The organism is Saccharothrix violaceirubra, from assembly GCF_014203755.1.
Classification (GTDB): domain Bacteria; phylum Actinomycetota; class Actinomycetes; order Mycobacteriales; family Pseudonocardiaceae; genus Actinosynnema; species Actinosynnema violaceirubrum.
Window position 1 is genome coordinate 4027610 of record NZ_JACHJS010000001.1, and the last position, 25627, is coordinate 4053236.

At 71.5% G+C, this 25627-nt stretch carries 21 protein-coding genes and 1 pseudogene; 10 read left to right on the forward strand and 12 right to left on the reverse strand.

Going from position 1 to position 25627, the window contains the following annotated elements:
- Window positions 1-74: 74 nt before the first annotated feature.
- The 3 genes from F4559_RS18680 to F4559_RS18690 are packed head-to-tail and all read right to left on the reverse strand — an operon-like array spanning window position 75 to window position 3430.
- The gene (locus F4559_RS18680; protein ID WP_184670398.1) at window positions 75-902 is read right to left on the reverse strand and encodes an ABC transporter permease; all 828 of its coding nucleotides are present in this window, start codon (window positions 900-902) and stop codon (window positions 75-77) included.
- Window positions 899-1843 (reverse strand): ABC transporter permease, encoded by a 945-nt coding sequence (locus F4559_RS18685; protein WP_184670399.1) that lies wholly within the window; start codon window positions 1841-1843, stop codon window positions 899-901. Before F4559_RS18685 ends, F4559_RS18680 begins: the two co-directional genes overlap by 4 nt.
- A gap of 6 nt (window positions 1844-1849) precedes the next feature.
- Window positions 1850-3430 (reverse strand): ABC transporter substrate-binding protein, encoded by a 1581-nt coding sequence (locus F4559_RS18690; protein WP_184670400.1) that lies wholly within the window; start codon window positions 3428-3430, stop codon window positions 1850-1852.
- Window positions 3431-3676: 246 nt separating this feature from the next.
- On the opposite strand from F4559_RS18690, the gene F4559_RS18695 reads away from it, so the two are divergent.
- From F4559_RS18695 to F4559_RS18715, 5 genes are read left to right on the forward strand one after another with little or no spacing between them, the layout of a single operon-like run.
- A complete protein-coding gene (locus F4559_RS18695; RefSeq protein WP_184670401.1) occupies window positions 3677-5542 on the forward strand; it encodes a dipeptide ABC transporter ATP-binding protein in 1866 nt (621 codons plus the stop codon).
- Window positions 5539-6471, forward strand: coding sequence for an AraC family transcriptional regulator (locus F4559_RS18700; RefSeq protein ID WP_184670402.1), 933 nt, complete (start codon window positions 5539-5541; stop codon window positions 6469-6471). The genes F4559_RS18695 and F4559_RS18700 overlap by 4 nt, the downstream gene beginning before the upstream one ends.
- 40 nt (window positions 6472-6511) lie before the next feature.
- Window positions 6512-9061, forward strand: coding sequence for a N,N-dimethylformamidase beta subunit family domain-containing protein (locus F4559_RS18705; RefSeq protein WP_184670404.1), 2550 nt, complete (start codon window positions 6512-6514; stop codon window positions 9059-9061).
- Window positions 9054-10742, forward strand: a complete 1689-nt coding sequence (locus tag F4559_RS18710) for a CocE/NonD family hydrolase (protein WP_184670406.1) — start codon at window positions 9054-9056, stop codon at window positions 10740-10742. Before F4559_RS18705 ends, F4559_RS18710 begins: the two co-directional genes overlap by 8 nt.
- Window positions 10742-11710: an aldo/keto reductase gene (locus F4559_RS18715; protein ID WP_184670408.1), complete on the forward strand. Its 969-nt coding sequence runs from the start codon at window positions 10742-10744 to the stop codon at window positions 11708-11710. The genes F4559_RS18710 and F4559_RS18715 overlap by 1 nt, the downstream gene beginning before the upstream one ends.
- A gap of 142 nt (window positions 11711-11852) precedes the next feature.
- Here the strand turns inward: F4559_RS18715 and F4559_RS18720 are convergent, their stop codons facing one another.
- From F4559_RS18720 to F4559_RS18730, 4 genes and pseudogenes are all read right to left on the reverse strand, one after another.
- The gene (locus tag F4559_RS18720; RefSeq protein WP_312866001.1) at window positions 11853-12707 is read right to left on the reverse strand and encodes an IS3 family transposase; all 855 of its coding nucleotides are present in this window, start codon (window positions 12705-12707) and stop codon (window positions 11853-11855) included.
- A complete protein-coding gene (locus F4559_RS35225) occupies window positions 12704-13027 on the reverse strand; it encodes a helix-turn-helix domain-containing protein (RefSeq protein WP_246445261.1) in 324 nt (107 codons plus the stop codon). Before F4559_RS35225 ends, F4559_RS18720 begins: the two co-directional genes overlap by 4 nt.
- Before the next feature lie 21 nt (window positions 13028-13048).
- Window positions 13049-13231 (reverse strand): annotated as a pseudogene (locus tag F4559_RS36905) (helix-turn-helix domain-containing protein); the annotation flags it as partial.
- A gap of 47 nt (window positions 13232-13278) precedes the next feature.
- Window positions 13279-13743 (reverse strand): hypothetical protein, encoded by a 465-nt coding sequence (locus tag F4559_RS18730; RefSeq protein ID WP_184670411.1) that lies wholly within the window; start codon window positions 13741-13743, stop codon window positions 13279-13281.
- A gap of 306 nt (window positions 13744-14049) precedes the next feature.
- On the opposite strand from F4559_RS18730, the gene F4559_RS18735 reads away from it, so the two are divergent.
- The gene (locus tag F4559_RS18735) at window positions 14050-15432 is read left to right on the forward strand and encodes a hypothetical protein (protein ID WP_184670413.1); all 1383 of its coding nucleotides are present in this window, start codon (window positions 14050-14052) and stop codon (window positions 15430-15432) included.
- Between the two features lie 35 nt (window positions 15433-15467).
- Here F4559_RS18735 and F4559_RS18740 read toward each other — a convergent pair whose 3' ends face one another.
- Window positions 15468-16154, reverse strand: a complete 687-nt coding sequence (locus F4559_RS18740; protein WP_184670415.1) for a hypothetical protein — start codon at window positions 16152-16154, stop codon at window positions 15468-15470.
- Between the two features lie 366 nt (window positions 16155-16520).
- Here F4559_RS18740 and F4559_RS18745 point away from each other — a divergent pair, with 366 nt between their 5' ends.
- Together F4559_RS18745 and F4559_RS18750 are read left to right on the forward strand one after the other, a co-directional pair.
- A complete protein-coding gene (locus tag F4559_RS18745; RefSeq protein ID WP_184670417.1) occupies window positions 16521-18530 on the forward strand; it encodes an MMPL family transporter in 2010 nt (669 codons plus the stop codon).
- Entirely contained in the window at window positions 18527-19021 is a 495-nt protein-coding gene (locus tag F4559_RS18750; protein WP_184670423.1) for a hypothetical protein, read from the forward strand. Before F4559_RS18745 ends, F4559_RS18750 begins: the two co-directional genes overlap by 4 nt.
- Here the strand turns inward: F4559_RS18750 and F4559_RS18755 are convergent.
- Genes F4559_RS18755 through F4559_RS18765 form a run of 3 tightly spaced genes read right to left on the reverse strand, consistent with a single transcriptional unit; the run spans window position 19011 to window position 22466 of the window.
- On the reverse strand, window positions 19011-20552 hold the full coding sequence (locus F4559_RS18755; RefSeq protein WP_184670425.1) for a toll/interleukin-1 receptor domain-containing protein: 1542 nt from the start codon (window positions 20550-20552) through the stop codon (window positions 19011-19013). The two genes, F4559_RS18750 and F4559_RS18755, sit on opposite strands and share 11 nt — an antisense overlap.
- Window positions 20553-20602: 50 nt before the next feature.
- Entirely contained in the window at window positions 20603-21157 is a 555-nt protein-coding gene (locus tag F4559_RS18760) for a DUF2510 domain-containing protein (protein ID WP_312865719.1), read from the reverse strand.
- 1 nt (window position 21158) lies between these two features.
- On the reverse strand, window positions 21159-22466 hold the full coding sequence (locus F4559_RS18765; protein WP_184670429.1) for an SNIPE associated domain-containing protein: 1308 nt from the start codon (window positions 22464-22466) through the stop codon (window positions 21159-21161).
- Window positions 22467-22693: 227 nt separating this feature from the next.
- Between F4559_RS18765 and F4559_RS18770 the strand changes: the two genes are divergently transcribed.
- Both F4559_RS18770 and F4559_RS18775 read left to right on the forward strand, forming a co-directional pair.
- On the forward strand, window positions 22694-23545 hold the full coding sequence (locus F4559_RS18770) for a DUF4253 domain-containing protein (RefSeq protein ID WP_184670431.1): 852 nt from the start codon (window positions 22694-22696) through the stop codon (window positions 23543-23545).
- 347 nt (window positions 23546-23892) lie between these two features.
- Window positions 23893-24321 carry a PPOX class F420-dependent oxidoreductase gene (locus F4559_RS18775; RefSeq protein ID WP_184670433.1) on the forward strand — a complete coding sequence of 143 codons (429 nt, stop codon included), beginning with the start codon at window positions 23893-23895 and terminating at the stop codon, window positions 24319-24321.
- Window positions 24322-24367: 46 nt separating this feature from the next.
- On the opposite strand, the gene F4559_RS18780 is transcribed toward F4559_RS18775, so the two are convergent.
- Window positions 24368-25546, reverse strand: coding sequence for a serine hydrolase domain-containing protein (locus tag F4559_RS18780; RefSeq protein ID WP_246445262.1), 1179 nt, complete (start codon window positions 25544-25546; stop codon window positions 24368-24370).
- Window positions 25547-25627: the final 81 nt, after the last annotated feature.

Sequence of the window (25627 nt, forward strand, 5' to 3'; positions counted from 1 at the left end):
AGGCAACCGCACGGGGAGGGGCACTCAGGGGTTCCGGCCTCGCCGACCACGGCTTTCGCGGTGGTTCGTCGCTGTCAGGCCCGGCGGTCGGCCAGTTGGCGTGCGCGCGGGTCGACCAGTGTGCGCAGGCCCGATCCCGCGAGGTTGAGCAGGAACACGAACAGCGCGATGGTCAGGCCGGGGAACAGCACCATGGTCGGGTGGTCGTGCAGGTACGTCCGGCCGTCCGAGACCATGTTGCCCCACGTGGCCGTCGGCGGTGAGATGCCCAGGCCCAAAAAACTCAGCGAGCCGTCGATGAGCATCGCGCCCGCCGAAAGCAGCACGCACTGCACCACCGCGAGCGGCAACGTGTTCGGCAGGACGTGCACGGCCAACGTCTTCCACGGTCCCATGCCCGCCACGCGTGCCGCCTTGACGTAGGCACGCGTGGTCAGGCCCAGCACCCGACTCCGGATCACCCGGGCCGTGTACGGGGTGAAGATGATCGTCACGGCCAGCAGCTCGCTGAGCATGCCCGGTCCGACCACGACCGCGAACACGATCGCCAGGATGATCGACGGGAACGCCATCCACGCGTCCACGACCCGCATGATCACCGTGCCCGCCCGGGTGAAGTAGCCCGCGACCAGCCCGATGAACGTGCCCAGCGTCGCCGCGCACACCGTGATCAGCAACGTCATCCCGATCGACACCCGACCGGCCGACGCCCACCGGGCGAACAGGTCGCGGCCGTACTTGTCCGTGCCCATCGGGTGCTCGAACGACGGCGACAGCAACCGGTTCACCGGGTCGGGCGCGTCCGGGTCCGGCAGCAGCAGCGGCAGCACGAGCACCAGCAGCGTGATCAGGCCGAGCAGCCCGCCGACGACCAGCAGCTTCCGGTTCCGACGTCCGGTCATGACACCCGCACCTTCGGGTCGACCAGCGCGTACGCCAGGTCGACCAGCAGGTTCACCAGCACGAACAGGAACGCCACGAACATGACCCCGCCCTGGATGAGTGGGAAGTCCCGGGCGTACACGGCGCCGAGCAGCATCGTGCCCAGACCCGGGATGACGAAGATGCTCTCGATCACCACGACGCCGCCGATCAGCGAGGCGAAGTTGAGCCCGGCCGTGGTGAGCACGGGCAGCATCGAGTTGGGCAGCACGTGCCGCACCATGATCCGCCGCTCGTGCACGCCCTTGGCCCGCGCGGTGCGCAGGTACGACCGGGACAGCTCGCCCAGGACGCTCTCCTCCATGGTGATCGTGAGGAACGCGGTCTGCCCGATCACCAGCACCGCCAGCGGCAGCGCCAGTTGCGCGATCGCCGTCGGCGGGTCCTCGAAGAACGGGGTGTACCCGCTCGTCGGGAACCAGCCGAGGGTGAGCGCGAACAGGTAGATCGCCAGCAGCGCCAACCAGAACTCGGGCAGCGCGAGCCCGAACTGGGCGGCCCGGCCGACGAACCGGGCCACCCGGTTGCCCGGCGACACCGTGGCCCACGTGACGATCAGGACCGTGAGCAGGAAGCTGATCACGATGCCGAGCACGGCGAGGGTCAGGGTGGGCGCCAGGTGGTCGAGGATCATCTGCGGCACCGGCAGCTGGTACTTGATCGACGTGCCGAAGTCGCCGGTCAGCACGTTGCCCAGCCAGGTCAGGTACTGCTCGTGCAGCGGTCCGGTGAGACCGAGGTCCCGGCGCAGCCTGTCGAGCTGCGCCGGATCGGCCTTGGTGCCCAGCAGGACCTGGGCGGGGTCGCCCGGGATCGACCGCAACAGGAAGAACAGCACGGTACCGACGACGAACAGCACGACCACCAGATCGCGCAACCGGCGCAGGACGACCACCGCCATGCCGGTCTACCTCGCCAGCCACACGTCGGCGAACTCCATGCCCCAACCGTCATAGCCGCGCACCTTCGCGCTGAAGGCCACATAGGACTTGGCGCTGTACAACGTGATCGTGGGCAGGTTCGCCGCGGTGAACTTCTGGATGTCGTCGATCGCGGCCTTCTGCTCCTCGGGCGTGCGCGCGGCGTTGTACTTGGTGAGCAACGGCGCGAGCTTGTCGCGCGGGTAGCCCATGTTGTCCAGGCCCTGCACGTTGTCGCTGTAGGACGGGACCGGCGGGTTGGCGTCGTCCATCAGCGCCAGCACGTCCCAGCTGTCGGGCTGGGTGTTCTTGCGACCCATCAGCGTCGCGAAGTCGTAGCTGTCGATGGTGGCGTTGACACCGATCTTCTTCAGCGCGTCCTGGATGATCACCAACGCGTCCTTGAACTGCGGGAACTCGTCCGTGGTGATCATGCGCACGGTCTGGTCCGGCTTCAGGCCGGCCGCGGCGAACAGCTCCTTGGCGCGCTGCGGGTCGCTCTGGTCCCACTGGCTCTTCGCGGCGTCGGAGTACATCGCCTTGTTGCTCTGCGCGGCGAACGCGCCGTTGCTCGCGGACACCAGGTCGGGCACGCCCTGCGACGCCATGACCGCCTTCTTGTCCACGATCAGGTTCATCGCCTCGCGCGCCTCGGGCTTGCTGAAGATCGACCCGGCGTTGTGGTTGAGCGCGACGTACTGGATGTTCGCCGCGCCCTCGACGCCGATCTTGAGCGTGCTGTCGCGCTTGACCTGGTCGTACTGGTCGTGCGACGGCTCGGCGACGTCGAACAGGCCGGTCTGGAGGCCGTTGAGCACGGCGTCGGAATCAGCGACGATCTTGTATGTGATCGTGTCCAGGTACGCGTTCTTGGCACCCGCGTAGCCGCTCGACTTCCCGGGCGGCGCCTGGTACTTGTCGTTGCGCTCCAGCACGATCTCCTGGCCGGGCGTCCACGACTTGACCTTGTACGGCCCGGTGCCGATCGCGTTGTCGCGGCCGATGCCGGTGGGCCCGGCGGCCTTGATGTCCGCTTCCTTCCGGATGCCCGTGCCGTGGCTGGTCGCGACGAGCGCGACGAGGTTGAACGGCGCGGTGAGGTCGACCTGGACGGTCTGCTCGTCGGGTGCGGAGATCTCCTTGAGCACGGGCTTGAGCGACCCCGCGTAACTGCCGTTCTCCACCCAGTAGCGCAGGGACGCCGCCGCGTCCGCCGCGCGCAACGGCGTGCCGTCGGAGAACACGATGCCCTTGCGCAGGGTGAACGTGAAGCCCAGGCCGTCGTCGCTCTTCTTGTACGATTCCGCCAGCACGGGCTGGGGCTGGTAGCCGGCGTCGATCGTGACGAGCTGCTCGAACACCTCGTGTCCGACGTAGGTCGTACCGGCGTTGGTGTTGCGGACCGTGTCCAGCGAACCGGGGTCCTGGGCGAGCCTGACTGTCAGGTTGCCGCCGCGCACGGGTGGACCCGCCTCGTCAGCGGACTTGGTGGCCGGCGTGGCACAGGCGGTGAGTACCAGCCCGGCCGCGACGAAAGCGGCTATCCCGGTGAAACGACGTGACTGCATTACGGCTCCTCGACGCCTGGTTTCCGCAGGTCGGTGGCCGCCGAACGTAGTCCGCCCCCGAGAGGTCGCACAGACGCCGATGTCGGCTTTTCTGTCACTGACGCGAGATCGACAAACCTCTGCCGCCACTGTGGACAGACAGGCCCTCCGACCCGCAGACTGCCCGGCAACCCTTGTACGACGGGGTGTTCGCGGTACAGAATCACCGAATCCCGGCCGTTGCGGTCGGCGGGAGGGATGACACCCATGTCGCTATTGGAGATCGACAGGCTGTCCGTGGGGGTCCCGGGCGACGGGACGGACACGGAACTCGTCCACGAACTCACGCTCGGTCTCGATTCGGGACAGACGCTGTGCGTGGTGGGCGAGTCGGGCAGCGGAAAGACCGTGACGGCCCTGTCGGTCATCCGGTTGCTGGAATTCGTCACGCCGGTGCGGACCACCGGTGAGGTCCGGTTGGACGACGTGGACCTGACGGGGTTGAACCCGAACGTGATGCGCACGTACCGGGGACACCGGATCGGCATGGTGTTCCAGGAGGCCATGGACTCCCTCAACCCGGCGCAGCGCGTCGGCGTCCAACTCGTCGAGGCTTACGCGTCCGGTCGCCGCGACAAGCGCGCCCAGGCGCGGGCGCTGGACCTGTTGCGGGAGGTCGGCTTCACCGATCCCGAGCGGGTCGCGGACCTGTACCCGCACCAGATGTCCGGCGGGATGCAGCAGCGCGTGATGATCGCGATGGCCCTGATGGCGGGCCCGGACCTGCTGCTGGCGGACGAGCCGACCACGGCGTTGGACGTGACGACGCAGGCCGAGATCCTGCGGTTGTTCCGCGATGTGCAACGCGAACACCGCATGGCGTGCGTGTTCATCACCCACGACATGGGTGTGGCGGCGGAGATCGCCGACCGCATCGCGGTGATGTACGCGGGCCGCCTGGTCGAGGTGGGACCGGCCGCGGAGATCCTGGCCTCGCCCCGGCACCGCTACACACGGGCACTGGTCGAATGCGTTCCGCAGGTCGGTGTGCGCCGGACCGGCGGTCTGCCGTCGATCCCCGGCTCGGTGCCCGCCGCGACCGAGGTGCTCCCCGGCTGCCGCTTCGCGCCGCGCTGCGCCGAGTCCTCGGACCGTTGCCACACCGAGGAACCGCCGCTCATCGCGCTGGACAACGGGGTCGAGGCCGCGTGCTGGAGCCCGGGTTCGGGCCCGGTCGCCCTGCCCGACCCGCGAGTCCTCCACTCCGACACGCCGAAGTACGCACTCGGACAGCCCGAAACACACGCTCGGGCAGCCGAGACCCTGTTGGAGATCAAGGACGTCCGCCGCACGTTCCTCACGCGGGGCAAGGGCGGGTCACCGTTCCGTCGCCGTGCGCGCATGAACGCCGTCGACGGGGTGAGCCTGGACATCCGGCCGGGCGAGTTCTTCGGCCTGGTGGGCGAATCCGGTAGCGGGAAGACCACGCTGGGTCAGCTCGTGGCCGCGCTCGACGACCCCACCGAGGGCACGATCGTCGCAGCGGGACAGCGGCACACCGCCCGCGGGCTCGAAGGCGACGCGCGCGCGTTCCGCCGGGCCGTGCAACTGGTGTTCCAGGACCCGCAGAGTTCCCTGGACCCCCGGCACACCATCGGCCGCATCGTGGCCGAACCGCTGCGCGAACTGACCGACCTGCGCGGCGCGGACCTGCGCCGGCGGGTGGAGCAACTGCTCGACGAGGTCGGCCTGCCGAAGACGATCGCCGACCGGCTGCCGTCGCAGATCTCCGGCGGCCAGCGGCAGCGCGTCGCGATCGCGCGGGCGTTGGCGCCCCGGCCGAAGCTGATCGTCGCGGACGAGCCGACCTCGGCGCTGGACGTGTCGGTGCAGGGCCAGGTGATGAACCTGCTGCTGGACCTGCGCCGCGAGCACGGGCTGGGCTTCCTGTTCATCACGCACAACCTGAGCCTGATCCTGTCGGTGGCCGACCGGGTGGGCGTGATGAAGGACGGCCGGTTGATCGAGGTGGGCACGCCCGACCGGATCGCCGCCGCGCCCGAACACGAGTACACCCGCACCCTGTTGGCCGCGAACCCGGGCATCGTCCCGGCCGCGGGCTCGCACGAGTGACATCGGAGGCGCCGTTGCAGACCGTCCCGCTCCCGGTACACCGCTTCGACGACCCGCTGATCGCCGACGGACCCCCCGGGTTCGCCATCGGCTCGTTCGCCGACCTGTCCCCGTGGTCGGACGCGCCGTTCCCGCACCGGCACGACTTCTACGAGCTGGTGTGCGTGACCGGCGGCTCGGGCACGCACGTGATCGACTTCGTGCCGTACCAGGTGCGGCCGGTGACGCTGTACTTCATCGCACCCGGCCAGGTGCAGTTCTGGGAACGCCGCTCGCCGCTGGAAGGCCACGTGATGGTCTTCGTCGAGGAGTTCCTGGTGCCGCAGTACGACCGGGTGTCGCCCCGGCGGTCGCTGTCGCTGGACCCGTTGGGCACGGGCCACGCGCTGCCGCTCTCCGGCGGCCAGGTCGAGCCCATCACCGGGCTGATCACCGCGCTGGAGCGGGAATACCGGCGGCCGGGCGGTGCCGACGTGTCGGTGCTGCGGGCGTACCTGCACATCCTGCTGGTCGAGATGCGCCGGCTGCACCGGGGCGTGGTCGGCGGCGCGGACGAGGACGAGGACCGGGGCACCGCGTTGGCCCGCCGGTACCTGCGGCTGGTCAGCGAGGAGCTGCCCAACGAGCAGACCGTGCGCGGGTACGCCGACCGCATCGGCGTGACGCCCAAGCACCTGGCGGACGTGGTGAAGCGGACGACCGGCAAGCGCCCGGCGGAGATCATCCGGGCGGCGCTGACCGTGGAGGCCAAGCGGCTGCTGACGCACACCGACCTGACCGTGGCGCAGGTGTCGGAACGGCTGTCGTTCGACAACCCGTCGTACTTCGGCCGGTTCTTCAAGCGGGAGTGCGGGATGAGTCCCGGCGAGTTCCGGCGCCGCGCCGGGCTCGCCGACAACCTCCGTTCAGTGACACGCACACCGACCTGACGAGCTGTCCGGGTCCGGACCCGCGACATAGCGTCTGACCATGGACTCCTCAGTCGTGGCTATCCGGGCCCGGTTCGCCGAACGCCGTGCCGAGCAGCTTCGCCCGCTCCTGTCCGACGACCTGGTGGACACCTGGTTGCGCGACCCCGGTGCCACGCACCGGGAGCCGATCTCGTGGCTGGCGAGGTTCCTGGACGCGCGGCCGGCCGTCGAGCGGGTGTGCGTGCACGAGTCGGGCGGGACCTGGCGGCTGGCCCGCCCGCCGGCCCACCGGGGCGAGACCTACCGGCTCGCCGACAGCCGGGTGTTCACCGACGCCGACGAGGCCCGGGAGGCGTGCCTGCGCCGCCAGCTCTTCGACGTGTTCGGCTGGGGCGAGCCGCCGGCGCACGCGGTGGACGGTCCGGAGCTGCGGCACGAGGACCCGGTCCTGCTGGGGTACGCGGACCGGGTCAGCGCGTCGCCGGGTGAGACGATCACGTTCATGGTCAGCGCCGAGGGCGTGGCCGAGTACACCACCGGGCTGCTGCGGCTGCGGCACGTCAACGACGACCCGAACGGTCCGGGCGTGCGGGTCGAGACCGTCCCGGACCTCTGGACGGGCACGCACCGGGGCCACGCGCAACGCACCGTGCCCGGCGCGCACGTCGCGGTCCGCGACCCGCACGGCGCGACCACCGGCGAGGGCGGGTTCGCGATCGCCGCCTACATCCACCCGACCGTGACCGGCCGCGAGCAGGCCGTGATCGCCCGGTGGAACGACGGCGACCGGGGCTACGCGCTCGGCCTCGACGAGACCGGACGCCTGGAGTTCCGGCTCGGCGACGGCACCGCGAGCACGGTCGTGCACACCGAGGAACCCCTCGTCCCGCACCGCTGGCACGGCGTCGCGGCGAGCTACGACCCGGCCACCGGGCGTGCCACCCTGGTCACCCGACCACTCGTGACCAGCGCGAACAGCCGGGTCAGCCCGATCGTCGTCGGCGACGCGCCGATCGTGGTCGAACGGCGCGTCGACGCCGCGTTCACCCCGGCCGACCACGGCGACCTGCTGTTCGGCTCCCGCACCCCGGAGTCCGGGCACTACAACGGCAAGATCGAACGCCCCGGTCTCTGGCCGCACCCGCTGTCGCGGGCCGCGCTGATCGCCGTGGTGTCCGACGACCACGACGCGCCGCTGCGCTGGGACTTCGAACCCGGTGCCACGGCCGCCGGCCTCGTCGTGCCGTGCGTGGGCCGCCCCGGCCTGGACGGACGCCTGGTGAACCTGCCGGTGCGCGGCGTGACCGGCCGGCACTTCACCGGCCGGGTCGAGCACTACGCCGTCGACCCGCGCGGGTACGCCGCGATCCACTTCCACGACGACGCGGTGACCGACGCGGACTGGACGCCCAGCCACGAGTTCACCGTGCCCGACGTGCCCGCCGGGGTGTACGCGCTCCAGGTCACGGCCACCGACGGCTCGTGCGACCGGGCCGTGCCGTTCGTGGTCCGCCCGCCCGCCGGCACCGCGACCGGCGACCTGGCGCTGCTGCTGCCGACCGCGACCTACCTCGCCTACTCCAACGAGCGCGGCCTGGGCTACGTCCCGGTCGTCCCGGACGGCACGGTCTTCCTGGAGCAGCGCTACGACCTGGGCCACTCGGCGTACGCGCGGCACACCGACGGCAGCGGCGTCTGCTACACCTCGTGGCGGCGACCGATCCTCACGCTGGCACCGGGATTCCGCGTGCACCTGTCGCCGTTCATGCTCGAAGCCGACCTGTACATCCTGGACTGGCTCACCGAGCTGGGGTACTCGTTCGACGTCATCACCGACCACGACCTGCACGCCGAGGGCGTCGACCTGCTGCGCCGCTACAAGGGCGTGCTCACCGGTTCGCACCCGGAGTACGCGTCGGAACAGATGATCGATGCCCTGGAGTCCTATGTGGACGGTGGCGGCAACCTCGCCTACCTCGGCGGCAACGGCTACTACTGGGTCGTCTCCTTCCACCCCGAGCTGCCGCACGTGATGGAGCTGCGCCGGGGCGAACTGGGCACCCGCAGCTGGCAGGCCAAGCCCGGCGAGTACCACCACGCCACCACCGGCGAACGCGGCGGCCTGTGGGCCGGGCGCAACCGCGCGCCGCAGAAGGTGTTCGGCGTCGGCTTCTCCGCGCAGGGCGGCGGACCGTCCGGGTACTACCGGATCGGCCCCGACCACGACCCCGTGCTCGACGACGTGCCCGAGGTGTTCGGGAACCAGTCGCTCGACCACGGCGGCGGTGCGGCCGGCAACGAGATCGACCGCTACGACCCGGCGCTGGGCAGCCCGCCGGACGCGCTCGTGCTCGCCACCTCCGAGGGACTGGGCGACGACTACCAGTTCGCCGTCGAGGAGGTCACCGGCACCAACCCGGGCAAGGGCGCGACCGAACACCCGGACGTGCGCTCGGACATCGTGTACTTCCGCACGCGCGGCGGCGGCTCGGTGTACGCCACCGGCTCGATCTCGTTCAGCAGCGGCCTGTCCGCGAACGGCTACGACAACGGCTTGTCCCGCCTGACCCGCAACGTCCTCGACTCCTGGGTGGCCGACCGTGACTGAATCCCTGACCGTCGACCGGATGGTCCCGATCCCGATGCGCGACGGCGCCGTGCTCTACGCCGACGTGTACCGACCCGTGGCGCGGCGCTGCCCGACCCTGATCTTCCGGACCCCCTACGACCGGACCGGCCTGGGCATGTACGGCACGTTCGCGCTGCGCGCGGCGTCCGCCGGGTACGCCGTGGTCATGCAGGACACCCGCGGGCGCGGCGCGTCCGAAGGCGTGTTCACGCCGTTCGTGCACGAACGCGAGGACGGCTACGACACGATCGACTGGGTCGCCTCCCGCTCGTGGTGCGACGGCAACGTGGGCATGTTCGGCGGCTCGTACGACGGCGTGACCCAGTGGCAGGCCGCGATGTCCGGGCACGAGGCGCTGAAGGCCATCGCGCCCAACGTCACGGCCTCGAACTACCACCACGGGTGGGTCTACCGGGGCGGCGCCTTCCAGCTCGGGTTCAGCCTCGGCTGGACGCTGTCGCTGGCCGCGCACAACGCCGCGCGTGACCCCTCCGTGCCGCAGGAGACCCGCGAGGCGCTGACCGACGCGCTCGACCGGCTGCCCGAGACCTCGCGCGTGCTCCCGCTGTCCGACCACCCCTACCTGGACCAGGTCGCGCCCTACTACCGGGAGTGGCTGCGGCACCCGACGTACGACGCGTTCTGGGAACGGCTGGACGTGTCGCGCGCCCACTCGACCATCGACGTGGCCGCGTTCAACCTCGGCGGCTGGTACGACACGTTCCTGGTCGGCACGCTGGAGAACTTCGCGGGCATGCGGGCGCGCGGACCGGTCGACGTGCGGGACCGGCAGCGGCTGCTGGTCGGGCCGTGGCCGCACGAGGGCCTGTTCCGGGGCAACCCGGTCGGCGAGTGGAACTTCGGCGGACGCGCCACGGCCGGCGCGCTGGACGCCGAGGGGTTGCAGCTGCGCTGGTTCGACCGGTGGCTGCGCGGTGCCGACCACACGGACCCGGCCGTGCTGCTGTACGCGATGGGCTCGGACGAGTGGCGCGAGGCCGACTCGTGGCCGTTGCCCGGCACCGAGTACCAGGACTGGTACCTGCACAGCGGCGGCCGGGCCAACACGCTGCACGGCGACGGCCTGCTGTCCCGCGAGACGCCGGGCGACCAGCCGCCGGACGGCTTCCGCTACAGCCCGCACGACCCCGTGCCCACCAAGGGCGGCGCGCTGTGCTGCAACCCGGTGCACCTCGGCGCGGGCGTGTACGACCAGCGCTCGGTCGAGGAGCGGTCGGACGTGCTCGTGTACACCAGCGAACCGCTGGACCGGCCGGTGGACGTCACCGGTCCGGTCTCGGTGGTCCTGCACGGTTCGTCCACGGCACTGAGCGCGGACTGGACCGCGAAGCTGGTCGACGTGGGGCCGTGCGGCTACGCGCGCAACCTCACCGACGGCGTGCTGCGCACCGGCCACCGCGAACCGGGCGAGGTCGCCGAGTACCGGATCGACGCGGGCGCCACGTCGAACGTGTTCCAGCCCGGTCACCGCATCCGGGTGGAGATCTCCGGCGGGAACTTCCCGCACTTCGACCGCAACCCCGCGGCGGGGTCGGCCGGGTCGTTGCAGACCGTGCACCACTCGGCTCCGCACCTGTCGCGGATCGTGCTGCCGGTCGTGCCGTCGGACGCCACGCGTCCCTACCTCGGGGGGTCCTGATGTCGGTGCTGGGTCGGACGGGGCTCGCGGTCAGCGCGGTCGGTTTCGGGAGCTGGGCCACCGGCGGTCCGGGCGTGATGGGCTGGGGCGCGATCGACGACGACGCGTCGGTCGCCGCCCTGCACCGGGCCGTGGCCGGCGGCGTGAACTGGGTCGACACCGCGCCCGTCTACGGGTTCGGCCACGCCGAGACCGTGGTCGGCCGGGCGCTGGCCGCCCTGCCCGCCGCCGACCGGCCGCTGGTGTTCACCAAGTGCGGCCTGGTGTGGGACGCCGACGGCGTGGAGAGCAACAACCTCACACCAGAGTCGATCCGCCGGGAGTGCGACGCGTCGCTGCGCCGGTTGGGCGTGGAGCACATCGACCTCTACCAGATCCACGACCCCGACCCGACCGGTCCGCCGATCGAGGAGTCGTGGGGCACGCTGCTGGACCTGGTCGACGCGGGCAAGGTGCGGCACGTCGGGGTGTCCAACATGGACGTCGGGCTGCTGGAGCGGTGCGAGGCCGTCGGACCGGTGGAGACGCTCCAGCCGCCGCTGTCGTTGATCAAGCGCGAGGCGGCGGGCGACGTGATCCCGTGGTGCGCGCGGCGGGGCGTCGGCGTGCTCGTCTACAGCCCGATGGCCGCCGGGTTGCTGTCCGGGGCGTTCACGGCGTCCCGCGAGTTGCCGGCGGACGACTGGCGGTCGCGCAACGCCGAGTTCCGCTCCCCCGCCCTGGAGCGCAACCTGGCCCTCCAGGACGCGCTGCGGCCGATCGCGGACCGGCACGGGGTCACGGTGGGCGCGGTGGCGATCGCGTGGACGACGTCGCGGCCGGGCGTCTCGACGGCGATCGTGGGCGCGCGGTCGCCGGAGCAGGTCGACGGGTGGCTGCCGGCCCGGACCCTCGCGCTGGGCCCGGACGACCTGGCCGAGATCACGGCGGCGGTGCACGCGACGGGCGCGGGCCGGGGTCCGGTCTGAGTCCTGCCGAGCCGAGAACGCACGCACCCGGCCGGGTGCGTGCGTTCTCGATTTCTCCGCTGGAACTTTTCCGGGCTGAAACGATCGAGAGGGCCGGTCGTGTGTGAACTGGTCCCCGAAAGTTGGACTGGCTAACTGAAGGTTAGGCCGCGAGGGCCTGGGCTCGGTATTGGACCGGGCTCAGGCCCTTGAGCGTGGTGGAGATGCGGGTGGTGTTGTACCAGTCGATGTACTCGTGCAGTGCCGCGGTGAACTCCTCGACGGTGTCGAACGTGGTGTGGTGGAACAGTTCTTCCTTCAGATGTCCGAAGAAGTTCTCGGCGACCGCGTTGTCCAGGCAGTTGCCCCGCCGGGACATCGACTGGGTCAGACCGGCATCGGCCAGTAGCCTGCGCCAGGTGACGTGCTGGTAGTGGAAGCCCTGGTCGGAGTGCACCAGTGGTCTGGCCGCGGCGGGCAGGGTGGCGATCGCGGCGCGCAGTGAGGAGTTCGTCAGCTCCAGCGACGGGGACAGGCCGCAGCTGTAGGCGATCACGGACCGGTCGAACAGGTCGATCACCGGCGACAGATAGATCTTGCGGTCACCAACGCGGAACTCGGTGACGTCGGTGACCCATTTCGTGTCCGGAGACGAGGCGCCGAACTCGCGGTTGAGCAGGTTCCCGGCGGTGGTGCCGGTCTGCCCCTGCCAGGACCGGTGGCGGCGTGGCCTGCGGACCTTGCAGACCAGGCCGAGGGTGTTCATCAGCTTCAGCACCGTCTTCCTGGCCACCCGCCGGCCCTTGCGGCTCGGCACCAGGTGAACCCGCCGATGCCCGTAACGGCCATGGGCGGCCTCGAACTCCTCGGTGATCGCGGTCTTGAGTTCGGCGTGCGGGTCGGGCCGGGCCAGGCGGGCCTGCTGGTAGAAGAACGTCGAGCGGGCAAGGCCCGCGGCCTTGAGCAGCGCCGCGAGCGGATACTGAGCCTTGAGGGTGGCGACGACCTGGGTCTTCAGTCTCGCCCCTGCTCCTTCAAGGCCCGCAGTTTTTCCAGGTACGCCACCTTCGCGGACAGCTCCAGGTTCTCCTGCCGCAACCGTTCCAGCTCGCTGAGCCCGGTGGTGCCGGCGGGCTTGGCAGGCCGGCCTTTCGGCTTGGGCCGCAGCGCGTCCTCGCCGTCACGCCGGTACAACCTGGCCCAGGTCTCGACCTGTTTCGGCGAGGCCAGGTCATGCTCACGCGCCAGCTCCAGCGCGGACGCCCCACCGTCGACGAACCGGCGCACGACCTCCAGCTTGAACTCGAACGTGAACGACCGCCTGCCCTGTTTGGCCATCAACGCTCCCGCGCCCCGCAGCCTCCAACGATCATGCAAGCGTCGCACCGCTGTCGCGGGCACACCCAGCCGGGTCGCGACAGCGTCCCTGCCCCACCCGGCCTCGAACAACACGACAGCGGACTCCCGCTGCTCCTCTGACAACGAACTGCGTGGATGCAACGAACCGCTCCCCGGACAGTCGGAACTGGATTCCCAGTCCAACTTCCGGGGAGCGGTTCAGCGCCCGGCCCCCTCCCGCTCTCCCCTGGTCAGTCGTGCCGGGGCACGTTCTCGTCGGACGAGTAGGCCGGGCTCAGCGACAACGCGATGAACGAGAACGGCCGGGTCACGCTGTTGAAGCCGAGCGGGCAGTGCCGCAGGCCGGCCGGGATGAACACGGCGCCCGTGGTCGTGACCACGTGCCGCTCGTCCTCGATGTCCAGGTACAGCTCGGCGCCGAGGTCGTGCGGGTCGTCCGGGTTGTTGCCCATCCACATCAGGACTTCGTCGTAGGTGTGCTCGTGGTCGTTGACCCAGTGCACCTTCTCCGACGTCGGGTTGATCCAGCTGTAGGCCATGTGGACGGTGGACGCGCTGACGTCGATGCCGCGCATGAGGCCCCACGGAAACCCGATGTTCGCGGGACGTTCGCCACCTGCGGCGGCGCCCTCGTTGACCAGGTCGTCCCCGCACTCCAGCATGTTCTCGACGAAAAGGTGATCGTACTTGCCCATGTCTCCGCTTCGCTCCCTACCGTCGTGCGGCTGTTTCCGCTGTGTGCATGGTCTTGGAGCGGCGGTGGCCGGGAAAGGCACTCACGACCGCCGTCCTGTCACTGGCCTCCAGACCCCTTCGGTCCACTGAGGACAGGGCCTTCGCCCAGTTGACAGGCTTCGGGAGAGCCGGCCACCGCGGAACGCGACCGGTAGGACGTCCTACCGGTGGGCGGACCGGGCGGCGGCGATCCCGATGCGTGGACGGACACGGGACGTGACATGGAATGATCGCGCACGGTCGGACATCGACACGGGAGGCACGTCGTGGAGTGGTTGAAGAGGCTGTTCCGGCCTCGGCGCAAGGACGCGGGACACACCGCCGGGGTGACGGCGGTGTCGGAACCCCCGTCGGTTCCGGAACCCTCGCCGGAAGCGGCGCCGGGCGCCGAGCCGACCGCGGGCAGCGAACCCACGCCGGACGCACGACCGGCCACCGGATCCGAGGCCACCGCGGCGTCCCCGGCCGACCCGACCCCGGAAGCGTCCGCCGAGCCGACGCCCGAGGTCGCCGAGACCCCGGCACCGTCGGCCGCCGCCGCGCCGACGGCGGAATCCCGGACCGGCTCCGAGCCGACGCCCGCCGACGACACGACGTCGCGGGCCACGACCACGCCGACCGACACCGAGGCGCCGGCTCCCGTCGAGCCCGCTCCGGTCGAGGCCACCCCGGTCGAGGCCACCCCGGTCGAACACACGGCAGTCGAATCCCCCGCGGTCGAATCCCCCGCTGTCGAGCCCGCGGCCGAAGCCACTGCCGAACCGGCCGCCTCCGGGTCGACCACGCCGGACGCCGAGGCCGACCCCGTGACCGACGCGGAGTCCTCGACCACGTCCGATGATCCGGCCACCGACCCGGAACCGGCCGTCGCCGATTCCACCGCGGAGGCGGCTCCGGCCGCGACCACGACCCGGCTGAAGGGGTGGCGGGTCGGTGTCGACGGCGGCACGCCCGAGGTCGAGGCACTGGCCAGGCTGGTCACCGACAACGGCGGCGCGATCGCCAAGCGCGTCACCGCGAGCGTGCGCTTCGTGATCGCGGCCGACACCGAGGGCACCGGCGCAGTGGTGCGTCAGGCCCGCGTCCTGTCGATCGCCGTGCTGACCGTCGACGAGGCCACCCGACGGCTGCACGAGGAACTGGGCATAGTCGCGGCGTCGACCGACGTCGAGGCTCCCGCCGAACCGGACGCCGCCGACCGGGCACCGGTCGACGTCGCCGAGCCGACCCCCGCGGTGGTCGACGACCAGGCGCCGGTCGAGCCGCCGGTGGCCGACGAAGCGACGACCGGGCAGGCGGTGCCGGTCCAGGAGTCCGAGTCGACGCTCGCCCCCGGGCACGTGCGGGGCCGTTTCCACACCGAGTGGATCGCCAAGCTCGACGAGCTGCGCACGGCCAAGCAGGACGACGAGGCGCTGTCCCTGCTGCTCGAACTGGTCGACGCGGCCGAGGGCCTGGCCCGGACCGAGGGCAGCGCGCCCGCACCGGCCTACACCGAGCGCGCGGCCGTGATCCTGCGCCGCCGCAAGGACTACGCCGCCGAGATCACGCTGCTCGAACGCTGGCAGGCCGCCCACCCCGGCGAGCCGACCGGCAAGCTGGTGGACCGGCTCGCCGCCGCGCGCAAGCTCCAGGACAAGGCCCGGTAGTCGCCCGACCGGTCCCCGACGGTCGGGCAGGCGGGTCAACGACCGTAGTCGAGGTCGGCACAGGTGGACTCGTCCGGCAGCAACGGGCGGAAGACCACCAGCACCTCCCGCCCACCGACCAGCCACGGCGTGTGGGCCGGCACGGAAGTCGCGACGGCGGTCGCCTGATCCGCGTCCAGGATCAGGCAACCGCCCTCGTCGAACGTCCCCCACGGCCACGGCCGGGCGCCTTCGGCGGGCGCCGAACCCCATGCGACGGCCGCGATCCGCTGCGGCCGATAGGGCTCCGCGCGACCTTCGACGTGCAAAGTCTCGTGGAATGCCACGAGGTCGGACGACTCGTCGGGGTTGTCCGCCTCCGTGACGTACCGGTGTCCGCCCGACACCAGCACGAACACCTGCGAATAGCCGTCGACCACGTCCGGGTTGAGGATCTCCTGGTCGGCGTCGAGCCCTACGCCGTGCGCCCGGTCGTAGAACTCCCGGGTCTGCGCGGCCGTCGCCTTCACGGCCTCCAGGGTGTGCAGCGCACCCCGATCCGGCCCCGGCCTGAGCACCGTCCCGTCGCCGTAAAGGCTGAATTCCGGCAGCCGCCCGGGGTCAGGCGAGGGCATGCCGACCAGTTGCTGCGCGCGGAGCACGAGCCCGTCGGGCAGCGGCGGCGCCGTGGCACCGCACCCGACGAGCACGGCCGCCAAGACCACGATCACGTGTCCCCTCATGTCCGCCAGGACGGAGCGCGGACCGGACTCCGTTGCACGGCAGGGAATTCGCGAGCACGGGGACTACCGGCACCAACCGGGTCGGTGCCTCCCATTCTAGGTGCCCGTCACGGTGTTGGGGAGGGCACGCGTATCGCGATTTCGTGTGCTTCCGCGTCACACATGCGGTCCAACGGCCGGTGACCGGACCGAGCGGCCGGCCCAACCCACTGCTCCGCACGGGGGTTCTTCACTGCGGCCATGTGGTCGACCAGGTGATTGCCGGTGATCTCCACCCGGTCCGGTTGCTGTCAAGAAAGAACTTCGCGTGTTCGGCTACGCAGGGAGGCGGTCGGTGTGGGAGCCGTGACTCCACTGCGGACGACGGTGCCGGCTCCTCGCCTCGGGAGCTGGCTGGCGCTCCTGTGCTGGCTCGCGCTGCTGGCTCCACTGTGGTCGCTCGCCGGGCGGATCGACGAGGTGGAGCGCAACGATCGCACCGCGTGGCTGCCCGCCGACGCCGAGTCCACCGCCGTGATCAGGCTCGTCGAGGAGTTCCGGTCCGGCGCGGATCTCGCGGTCGCCGTGGTGTACCACCGGGACGGCGGGTTGACCGACGTCGATCTCGCCGCGATCGGTCGGCACGCGGCCGGGTTCCGCGCGCTCGCCGACGCCGAGGCCCGGCCCGTTCCCGACCGGGAGACGCGGCCCGAGGCGGTGCACGTGGTCGTCCCGGCCGGCGGCGACGACGTGGCCGGGCTGCCCGCCGAGGTGCGCGCGATCCGCGACATCGCGGCGGACCGGCCCGACGGGCTCGCGGTGCACGTGACCGGTCCGGGCGCGGTGCTCGCGGCGCAGACGGACGCGTTCGCGGGCATCGACACCACGCTGCTCGTCGCGGCGTTGGTCGTGGTGATCGCGGTCCTGCTGGGCACCTATCGCAGTCCGGTGCTGTGGGTGCTGCCGGTGGTCGCGGCCGGGGTGGCGTTGGTCGTGTCGCGGGGCCTGGTGCACGTGATCGCGTCGTCGACCGACCTGATCGTCACGGCCCAGGGCGTGGCGATCCTGATGGTGCTGGTGTTCGGGGCCGGAACGGACTACGCGCTGCTGCTCGTCGCCCGGTATCGCGAGGAATGCCGTGGGCACCCGGAGAGGCGCACGGCGATGGTCCACGCCGTGCGGCGCACCGCACCGGCCGTGGCGGCGAGCGCGGCGACGGTCGTGGCGAGCATGCTGTGCCTGTCGTTCGCGGACACGACGTCCACGGCCGGGCTCGGTCCGATCGCGGCGATCGGCATCTCGGTGGCGTTGCTGTCGATGCTCACGCTCCTGCCCGCGCTGCTGCTCCTGGCCGGCGATCGCGTGTTCTGGCCGCACCGCCCGGAACAGCGGGAGCCGGGGTGGTGGGACCGGGTGGGCACGCGGGTCGCCCGGCATCCCCGACGGGTCTGGCTGGTGGCGGTGCTCGGGTTGGTCGCGATGGCCGCCGGGGTCACGTCGTTGCGCACGGCCGTCCCGCCGGACGCCGACCTGTTCACCGGCCGGCCGGATTTCGTGGTGGGGCAGGAGGTGCTGGACCGGCACTTCCCGGCGAGCGCCGCGTCCCCGTTGCTGATCGTGGTGCCCGCCGGGCACGCCGACGAGGTCCGCGCACGCCTGTCCGGGGTGCCGGGCATCGAGTCCACTTCGGACTCCGAGGTGCGCGGGAACCTGGCCTACGTCGAGGCGTTCCTCCGGGCCGCGCCGGACAGCGCCGAGGCGCAGACCGTCGTCCGGGCGGCACGGGAGGCGTTGCGCGGCACGGACGCCAAGGTCGGCGGCGAGACCGCGACCCGCGTGGACACCCGGGACCGGGACGTGCGGGACCGCGACGTGGTGATCCCGCTGGTGACGCTCGTGGTGTTCCTGATCCTGGTACTGCTGCTCAGGGCCCTGGTCGCGGCCACGCTGCTGGTGGCCAGCGTGGTGCTGTCGTTCCTGGCCGCGCTGGGCCTGGCCGCCACGGTGTTCGAGGCGACCGTGGTGCCCTACCCGCTGTACGTGTTCGTGTTCCTGGTGGCGTTGGGGATCGACTACAACATCTTCCTGATGACCCGGGTGCACGAGGAGGCGTGCCGGTCCGGCACCCGTGCGGGCGTGTTGACCGGGCTCGCCGCGACCGGCGGGGTGATCTCCTCGGCGGGGCTGGTGCTGGCCGGGACGTTCGCCGTGCTGGTGACCCTGCCGCTGGTGTTCATGGTCCACCTGGGACTGACCGTGGCCGTGGGGGTGCTGATCGACACGTTCGTGGTGCGCACGGTCCTGGTGACCGCGTTGGCCCTGGACCTGGACCGGTGGTTCTGGTGGCCGGCCCGCGTAGGACCGTCGACGCCCGCACGCGCTACGGTCGGCGGGTGACCGATGTGCACCGGTTCGAGGTCTTCGCCGACTTCTCCCAGTTCATGATCGCCGACCTGCGCCCCCACCACGCGTGGTTGGACACCGACGAGGGCGACGACGACGAACCGGCGGGGTGGACGGAGGAGGCGGTCCTCGTGCACCGGCTGGGTGTCCAGCCCCACCAGTTGGCGATCGCCACGGACCGGCCCGAGGTCGCCGAGACGGTCGAGGTGGTGCTCCACGTCGGACGCACGCCACCCGGTGACCTCCTGCCCGAGGCCGGCCACGTGGTCGAGGCGGACCTGTCCCTGCCGACCGGCGTGCTCTCCGTCTTCGGCCCCTCGGACGACGAACACGCCATGCGCCTGGTCCCGCTCGCGCCCGGCCGCTACCGCGCCCGGGTCTCCCACCTGCCCGCCCGGGTCTACCGGGTCGACCTGTGGCCGGCGACCGAGGCGGTCGGGGTGGTCGTGCTGGTGCAGAGCCGGCCGGACCTGTTCACCGACTGAACGCGTACACGTCGCCGTCGCCACTGCTGGTGGTCGCGTCGCCGTAGCCGAGGTAGACGGAATCGTCGTCCAACACCGGACGCGCGGCGCTGTACCGGTCGTTCGGCGGCGTGGTGACGATGTCGCGGCTCCAGCGGATCTCTCCGGTGTCCAGGCCCAGCACGGCCAGTCCGCGGCGGGTGCCGACGTAGAGCACGTCGCCGTCGACGGTGACCCGGTTGGTCAAGTCGGCGTCCACGTCCTGCTGCCACAGCACCTTCCCGGTCGACGCCTCCAGGCAGTGCAGCGTGCCGCGCAGGTCGGGCACGAGCAGCCGGCCCCGGGCGACCGTCGGCCCCACCTGGATCAGGGTGTCGAAGTCGTGCGTCCACAGCGGTTCGCCGTCGCGCGCGCCGACCGTGCGCACCTGGCCGCCCTTGCCCGCGCGCGGGTCGCCGCCGACCGTGTAGTGCAGGCGGTCGTCGTCGACGGCGAGGCCCGGGACGGCGGTCGGGGCCGGCCGCGACCACCGTGCCTCGCCGCTCTCGGCCAGCACGAGCACGCCGTCGGTCAGCGTGGCGACGTAGACCGCGTCGAGGGCGACCGCGATCTCGTCGACCTGCGCGGTGAGCCGGGCGGCGTGGCCCGGCTTCCCGGTGAGCCGGTCGACCGCGTAGAGCCACCCCGAGGCCGTGCCCAGGTAGACCCGGCCGTCGCGGGCCGGGCACTGCGTCCACGGCCAGCCCTCGGTGTCCAGCGTCCACCGCACCTCGCCGTCGGCGTCGAGCGCGGTGAGCCGGCCCCGGTCCTGCCCGGCGGTCACGGCCACGAGCACCAGCCCTTCGACCACGGAACACCGCAGGACCATTTCGCCTTTCATGTCGGCCCGCCACCGCTGCGCGCCGTCGGCGGCGTTCAAGGCGACCACGCTGCCGTCGTCGAGCGCCAGGTACACGTTGCCGCTGTCGACCAGCGGATTGCACGCCGAGGTGAAATGCCGGTGCCACCGCTGCGTCCCGGGACCGGTCGACGACCACCGACCCGCCGCGTAGACCCCGCCCGCCGCCGCGACCAGCCCAAGCCCGTAACCGAGCACCCGTCGTCGGGGAAAGCGGTGTGCGGCGGCTTCGACGGACGTGCCGAGCTTCTCCAGCAACAGCCGCACGACCGCGTCCGTGCCGAGTCGGCGGTGGTCGAGGTAGGCGACGGTGGGCCGGAGTCCGGGCAGCGCGGTGTCGTCCAGCCGCAGGGGCAGCACGGAATCCGCGCGGTCGGGACCGAACAGGGCGCCCGCGAGCGCGGACCGGAACTCCTCCCGCGCCCACACGCTCTCGACGTAGTGCCGGGAGACCAGGACGACGCAGTAGCGCGACTCCCGCCCGTAGATCCGCTCCAGCACGACGGGCAACTCCGTGCCCCACAGCTCGGCCTGGCGTGCCTGGTCGTAGAAGACGCGGTGGCCGAGCGCGGTCAGGCGCCCGGCGATCTCCTCGGCGACCGCGCGGTCCGCGCTCGCGTAGGACAACGCCACGTCGTACCGGACCTCGTCCACCGCGTCATGATTCCCACGCAGGCGTCCCACCCACGAGCACCGTCACCCGTTCAGCCGAACTCCAGCCTCGGTACGGCCGACGACGCGCGGGCGGCGGCGTAGAGGCGTTCCACGTCGGCCCGGTTCGGCACGGTCACCGCGAACACGGGAACGGACCGTCGGGTCACCTTTCCCCGGTACACGGCGAAGATCCCGGTGCGCGGGTCGTAGCCGACGGAGTCCGCCTGGTTCCACCCGACTTCGAGGACCTGACGGCGCAGCATGCCGACGAACACGAACAGCAGACGTTGGTTCGTGCATGTGAGCACGCCGCGTCCTTCGCCTTGTGCGGCGGCCAGGGCGACCACCCGTTCCTCGGGCCGCAGGTACTCGGCGAGCAGGCCGATCTCCTTCATCGCGCCGATCAGCGTGCCCCTCGCCTCGTCCACGGCGCGGGCGATGTCGGCACGCGGCGCCGGCTGCGGGGGTGCGACCGGCTGTGCCGCCGGTTGTGGGCGGGCGGGTTGTTCTCGCACGGCCGTGTAGAACGTCCACCCCTGGCCGTCCCAGTAGCGCACGAGGGTGTCGTCGAGCGGGTCGGGCAGCCAGGCGGCGGGACGGGTCACGTCACTCACCGCCGTCGTCGGACAGGTCGCCGTCGGCGTCGGGATCGGCGGGCAGGTGGGCGCCGGACGCCCGCCACTCGGCGGCCTCGGGCGTCTCCGTGTACTCCAGGACGGCGTCGTGGTCGAGCTCACCCAGCAGGGCGCGCACCTCGGCCGGAGTCGCCCGGAAGAACTCGCGACGCGGGTTGACCACGTTCACGCGCCGGTGGGCCAGTCGTCGGTGGAGTGCCGTCTCCAGGGCCACGGCGTCCTTGGAGAAGAACAGCGCGTGCGTGTCGAACCGAAACGGCACCGAGGCGTCGCCCAGTTCGCGCACCCGGTCCATCGGGTCCAGCCGCCGGGTCATGCCGATCTTGACCACGTCCGGACCGAACGCGCCGATGTTGGAGATCACGTAGACGTAGCCCATGCGGACGTTGGCGGCGCGCTCGTCGACCCCGGAGATCGCGTCGTCGACGGCCGCCAGCTCCAGCCGGGCCTGGGCCAACGCCTCGGTGTCGCCCTTGGCCTCCAGCCGGGCCACCACGGACGCGCGGTGGGCGCGTTCCTTGGCCAGCCGGGCGCGTTCGCGTTCGATCTCCTTGGCGGCCTTGGCCTCCTCTCGCAGGCGGGCCCGTTCCTCGCGCGCGGCTTCCCGTTCGCTCTCGACCTTGACCAGGTGGTCGGTGGTGAGGTCGATCTCGTGCAGGCGCAGCCGGTGGTAGTCGGCCGAGACCGTGACCCGCATCAACGCGCCGAGCCGGCCGATGGTGTCCCGCGTGGTCGTGAGCCGGGTCTTGACCTTCTCCCTGGTGTGGGGTTTGACCGTGCGCACGGCGTTGTCGGCTTCGGCGTTGTAGGCCCGCAGCATGAGCTTCGCCATGTCGCGCCCGAGCTTGTCGCCGTCCTTGCGCGAACCGTTGACGGTCCAGTCGACCTGGCACGTCACGGCCTGACCGCCCTTGGCCATGGCGTCGATCCGCTGCTTGAGCGCGGCGAGCGCGTCCTTGTAGGCCAGCGCGTCCTGGAGCGGGTGGGCGTACTCGTAGATGCCGACTTCCTGGAGCAGCGCGGTCTCCCTCGTCTCCACGACGAGCGCGCGCAACGCGGCGGCTTCGGCTTCCGCACGCCGTTTCTCGGCGGCGAGCGCGGCCACCTCCCCCTTGGTGCGCTCGACCGCCGACCGTAAGGCCCGCAGCTCGCCTTCGAGCACGGCGGCGTCCGTGCCGCGCAGGTGCCCGACCCACGCGCGCAGCTCGTTCACCGTCGCTTCGGCACCCGCCAAGCGCTGGTGCAACGCGGCTGCTTCCGCCGAGTCACGATTGAACACCGAGCCCCCTGTGGTCTTTCCGGTTCCGTCACCGGACCGTCGTCCGAGATGATCACGACGTTAGCCGGCCGGAGTCGCCGGTGTCCGGAGATCCCGTTCCGAACGCACAACTCACAGTGTCTGAACGCATAACTCGCGGTGTCTGAACGCACGACTCGCGTGGTGGGGTGGGAACGGCTCGGTCACTCGCGACCGGCGGGGGCGGTGCGTTGATTACCATCCGGCGCGTGAGCCTCGAACCGCTGCCCGAAGCCCTGCGCGGCCTGTTCGCCGCCGACCCCGCCGGACGAACGCTGTCGGTCCCCCTGCCGCCGGGGCGTACCGTCCTTTCCACCGAGGAGCGCGGTGACCGACCCGCGCTGTGGCTGGGGGACGGACCGGTGCCGGCCGGGCTGTGGGCGACGTTGCGCACCGAGCACCCGAAGTCGGGTCTGTGGCCGTTGTTGCTCGACGCCTTGGACGACGACCACGACGAGTACCGGCCCTGGGCCAACGGCGAGGTCGCGCCCGGCGCGGCGTCGGCGCCCGGGAACCACGACGCGGCAGCGCTGCTGGCCGACTGGTGGGCCGTGTACGCGGGTGAGCACGAGAACGACGACCTGCCCGTCGAGGAACTGCGGGCCATCACCGCGCCTTTCGGCCTGGCCTGGCCCGGATTGGCGCCGGGACGCCCCCACCGCACGGACCCGGACCGCACCGCCGACGACCTGGCCGCGCAACTGCTCGCCGGCCACCCGTCGCTGCGGCTGGGCCTGGTGGCCGCCGACCGCGGCGCGGACGCGCTGGCCGCGGTCGGGTGGACCGGGCCGATCAACCACACCGAGGACACGGCCGAGGTCTCGGCGGTCGTCCGGAGCTGGGAGGACCGCTTCGGGGCCCGGGTCGTCGGGGTCGGGTTCGACACGCTGCTGCTCAGCATCGCCACGCCGCCCGCGACGACCGTCGAGGCGCTGGCCGTGGCCGCCGAGCACTTCGCGTTCTGCCCGGACAACGTCTGGGTGGGCGACGGCCCCCAGACCCTGGCCGCCTACGCGGAACGCCTGGTCGGCGACCACTCGTGGACGTTCTGGTGGGACTGACCCGGGTTCACGCGAAGTACTCGTCGCTCTCGTAGTAGTCGGCCTCTTCCGGACTCAGGAGGCGCCACAGGCCGGCGACGAGCGCGTCCCGGTTCGACCCACGTGGTCACCGACGCCGACCAGGACCCGGACACCGACTCCCGCCTCGGGCGCGACATCCAGGTCAGCCCGATCCGACCCTGCTCCCGGACGGCGTCGACGCCCGGGTCCGGGTCGAGGCACGTCAGCTCGCGGTCGGGTCTGATCCAGTCGTGACCGCAGTCCATGGGCCGCAACGTAGTCCCGCGAACACGCCGTCGGACACCGAAATTCGGCAACCGGCGAACCGGACGGGTCAAGATGGGGTCATGAGCACTCCCACGTTCGACCCGCACGACCTGGTCGCGGAAGCGCGGCTCAGCGTCCTGGCCACGATCAAGGCGGACGGTCGCCCGCAGCTCTCCCCCGTCACCCACCACTACGACCGGGAGAACGGGGTCATCCTCGTCTCGATGACCGACGGCCGGGCCAAGACGCGCAACCTGCGCCGGGACCCGCGGGCCACGCTGGAGGTCACCAGCGCGGACGGCCGGTCCTGGGCCACCGTGGAGGGCGTCGCGACCCTCACCGGCCCCGGCACCGACCCGAACGGCCCCGAGGTCGAGGCACTGGTGGCCTACTACCGGTCCGCCGCCGGCGAGCACCCGGACTGGGCCGAGTACCGGTCGGTCATGGTGTCGGACCGCCGGGTCCTCATGACCATGTCCGTCGACCACGTCTACGGTCGCCGGATCTGAGGTCGACAGGGCGGCGGGCCGGGGAGCGGCCCACCGCCCTGCCGGGTCACTTCGTGCCGCAGAGGGCGTGCTCGACGATGCCGAGCGAGATCTCCTTGGTCGGCAGCGTGCCGTCGGCCGGGATCGGAGAGTCGGTGTTGAGCGTCACGACCACGCTGCGGCTGCCGTCGTCGGTCACGCCGTTGCGGGTCATGAAACCGGGGATGTCGCCGCCGTGGCTCCAGGACCCGCCGCACGACGTGGGGTTCCACATCAGGCCCAGGCCGTAGCGCAGGCCGGGAATCCAGCCCTGGTACACGGTCGCGGGCACGGTCTTCTTCATCTCGGCCAACTGGGCGGGCTTGAGGATCTTGCCGCCGAGCAACGCCTGGAGGAAGCGGTTGCCGTCGTCCGTGGTGCCGATCATGTCACCGGCCGCGCCGCCCCACGACACCTTGGTCACCGTCACGTCGATCTGCGGGCCGAACGTCGGCTTCTCCGGCGTGCCGCCGTCGGGGAACCGCTGGTAGCCCTGGGCGTGCGGACCGGCGATGAACGGCGAATCCCCGGGCGAATAGGTGTCGTTCAGGCGCAACGGACGCAGGACGCGCGCGGTGACCTCCTGCTGCCAGGTCCGGCCGGTCGCCTTCTCGATGATCATCCCGGCGAGGGCGTAGCCGGTGTTCGAGTAGAGCCAGTTCGTGCCCGGCGCGAAGTCCGGCGCCGTCTTCACCGCCTCCCGCACCACCTGCTCGGCCGTGTACGAGCGGAACCGGTTGCGCTCGAACCCCTCGCGGGAACTGAGCCAGTCCAGGTCGCGGGTGTAGTTGTGCAGGCCGCTGGTGTGCTGCAGGAGCTGCCGGACGGTGATCTTCCGGCCGTCGTTGCCGTTGCCGCTCACCAGTCCGGGCAGCCAGCGCTCGACGGTGTCGTCCAGCGACAGGCGTCCCTCGCCGGCCAGCAGCAGCACGGTCGTGGCCACGTAGGTCTTGGTGAAGCTGCCGATCCGGAAGCGGGCATCCCACGGCACGGGTGTCTTGCGGGCCGTGTCCCCGTAGCCGGAACGCACCCGCACGTCGCCGCGCGGGGTGTCCAGTTCGACGAGCACGCCCGGTGCCCCGAGCGCGACCAGCGCGTCGGCGTCCTTCTGGAGCGTGCGGTGCTGGGACGACGTCGCCGAGGCCGTGCCGGCGGCCAGTCCGACGGCCACGCACAGCGCCGTCGCGGTCATCAGGATTCGTTTCATGCCACCAAAACTACGGACGAACGGTGACCGGGTCGTCGCCCTGGGAAGGCATTTCCGACTACCACCACAAGGGTAGGCGGC

Bases quoted from the DNA above. Each gene is read 5' to 3' on its own strand.
- F4559_RS18680 (WP_184670398.1), bottom strand. From the start codon at position 902: ATGACCGGACGTCGGAACCGGAAGCTGCTGGTCGTCGGCGGGCTGCTC.
- F4559_RS18685 (WP_184670399.1), bottom strand. From the start codon at position 1,843: ATGGCGGTGGTCGTCCTGCGCCGGTTGCGCGATCTGGTGGTCGTGCTG.
- F4559_RS18690 (WP_184670400.1), bottom strand. From the start codon at position 3,430: ATGCAGTCACGTCGTTTCACCGGGATAGCCGCTTTCGTCGCGGCCGGG.
- F4559_RS18695 (WP_184670401.1), top strand. From the start codon at position 3,677: ATGTCGCTATTGGAGATCGACAGGCTGTCCGTGGGGGTCCCGGGCGAC.
- F4559_RS18705 (WP_184670404.1), top strand. From the start codon at position 6,512: ATGGACTCCTCAGTCGTGGCTATCCGGGCCCGGTTCGCCGAACGCCGT.
- F4559_RS18715 (WP_184670408.1), top strand. From the start codon at position 10,742: ATGTCGGTGCTGGGTCGGACGGGGCTCGCGGTCAGCGCGGTCGGTTTC.
- F4559_RS35225 (WP_246445261.1), bottom strand. From the start codon at position 13,027: ATGGCCAAACAGGGCAGGCGGTCGTTCACGTTCGAGTTCAAGCTGGAG.
- F4559_RS18730 (WP_184670411.1), bottom strand. From the start codon at position 13,743: ATGGGCAAGTACGATCACCTTTTCGTCGAGAACATGCTGGAGTGCGGG.
- F4559_RS18740 (WP_184670415.1), bottom strand. From the start codon at position 16,154: ATGAGGGGACACGTGATCGTGGTCTTGGCGGCCGTGCTCGTCGGGTGC.
- F4559_RS18775 (WP_184670433.1), top strand. From the start codon at position 23,893: ATGAGCACTCCCACGTTCGACCCGCACGACCTGGTCGCGGAAGCGCGG.
- F4559_RS18780 (WP_246445262.1), bottom strand. From the start codon at position 25,546: ATGAAACGAATCCTGATGACCGCGACGGCGCTGTGCGTGGCCGTCGGA.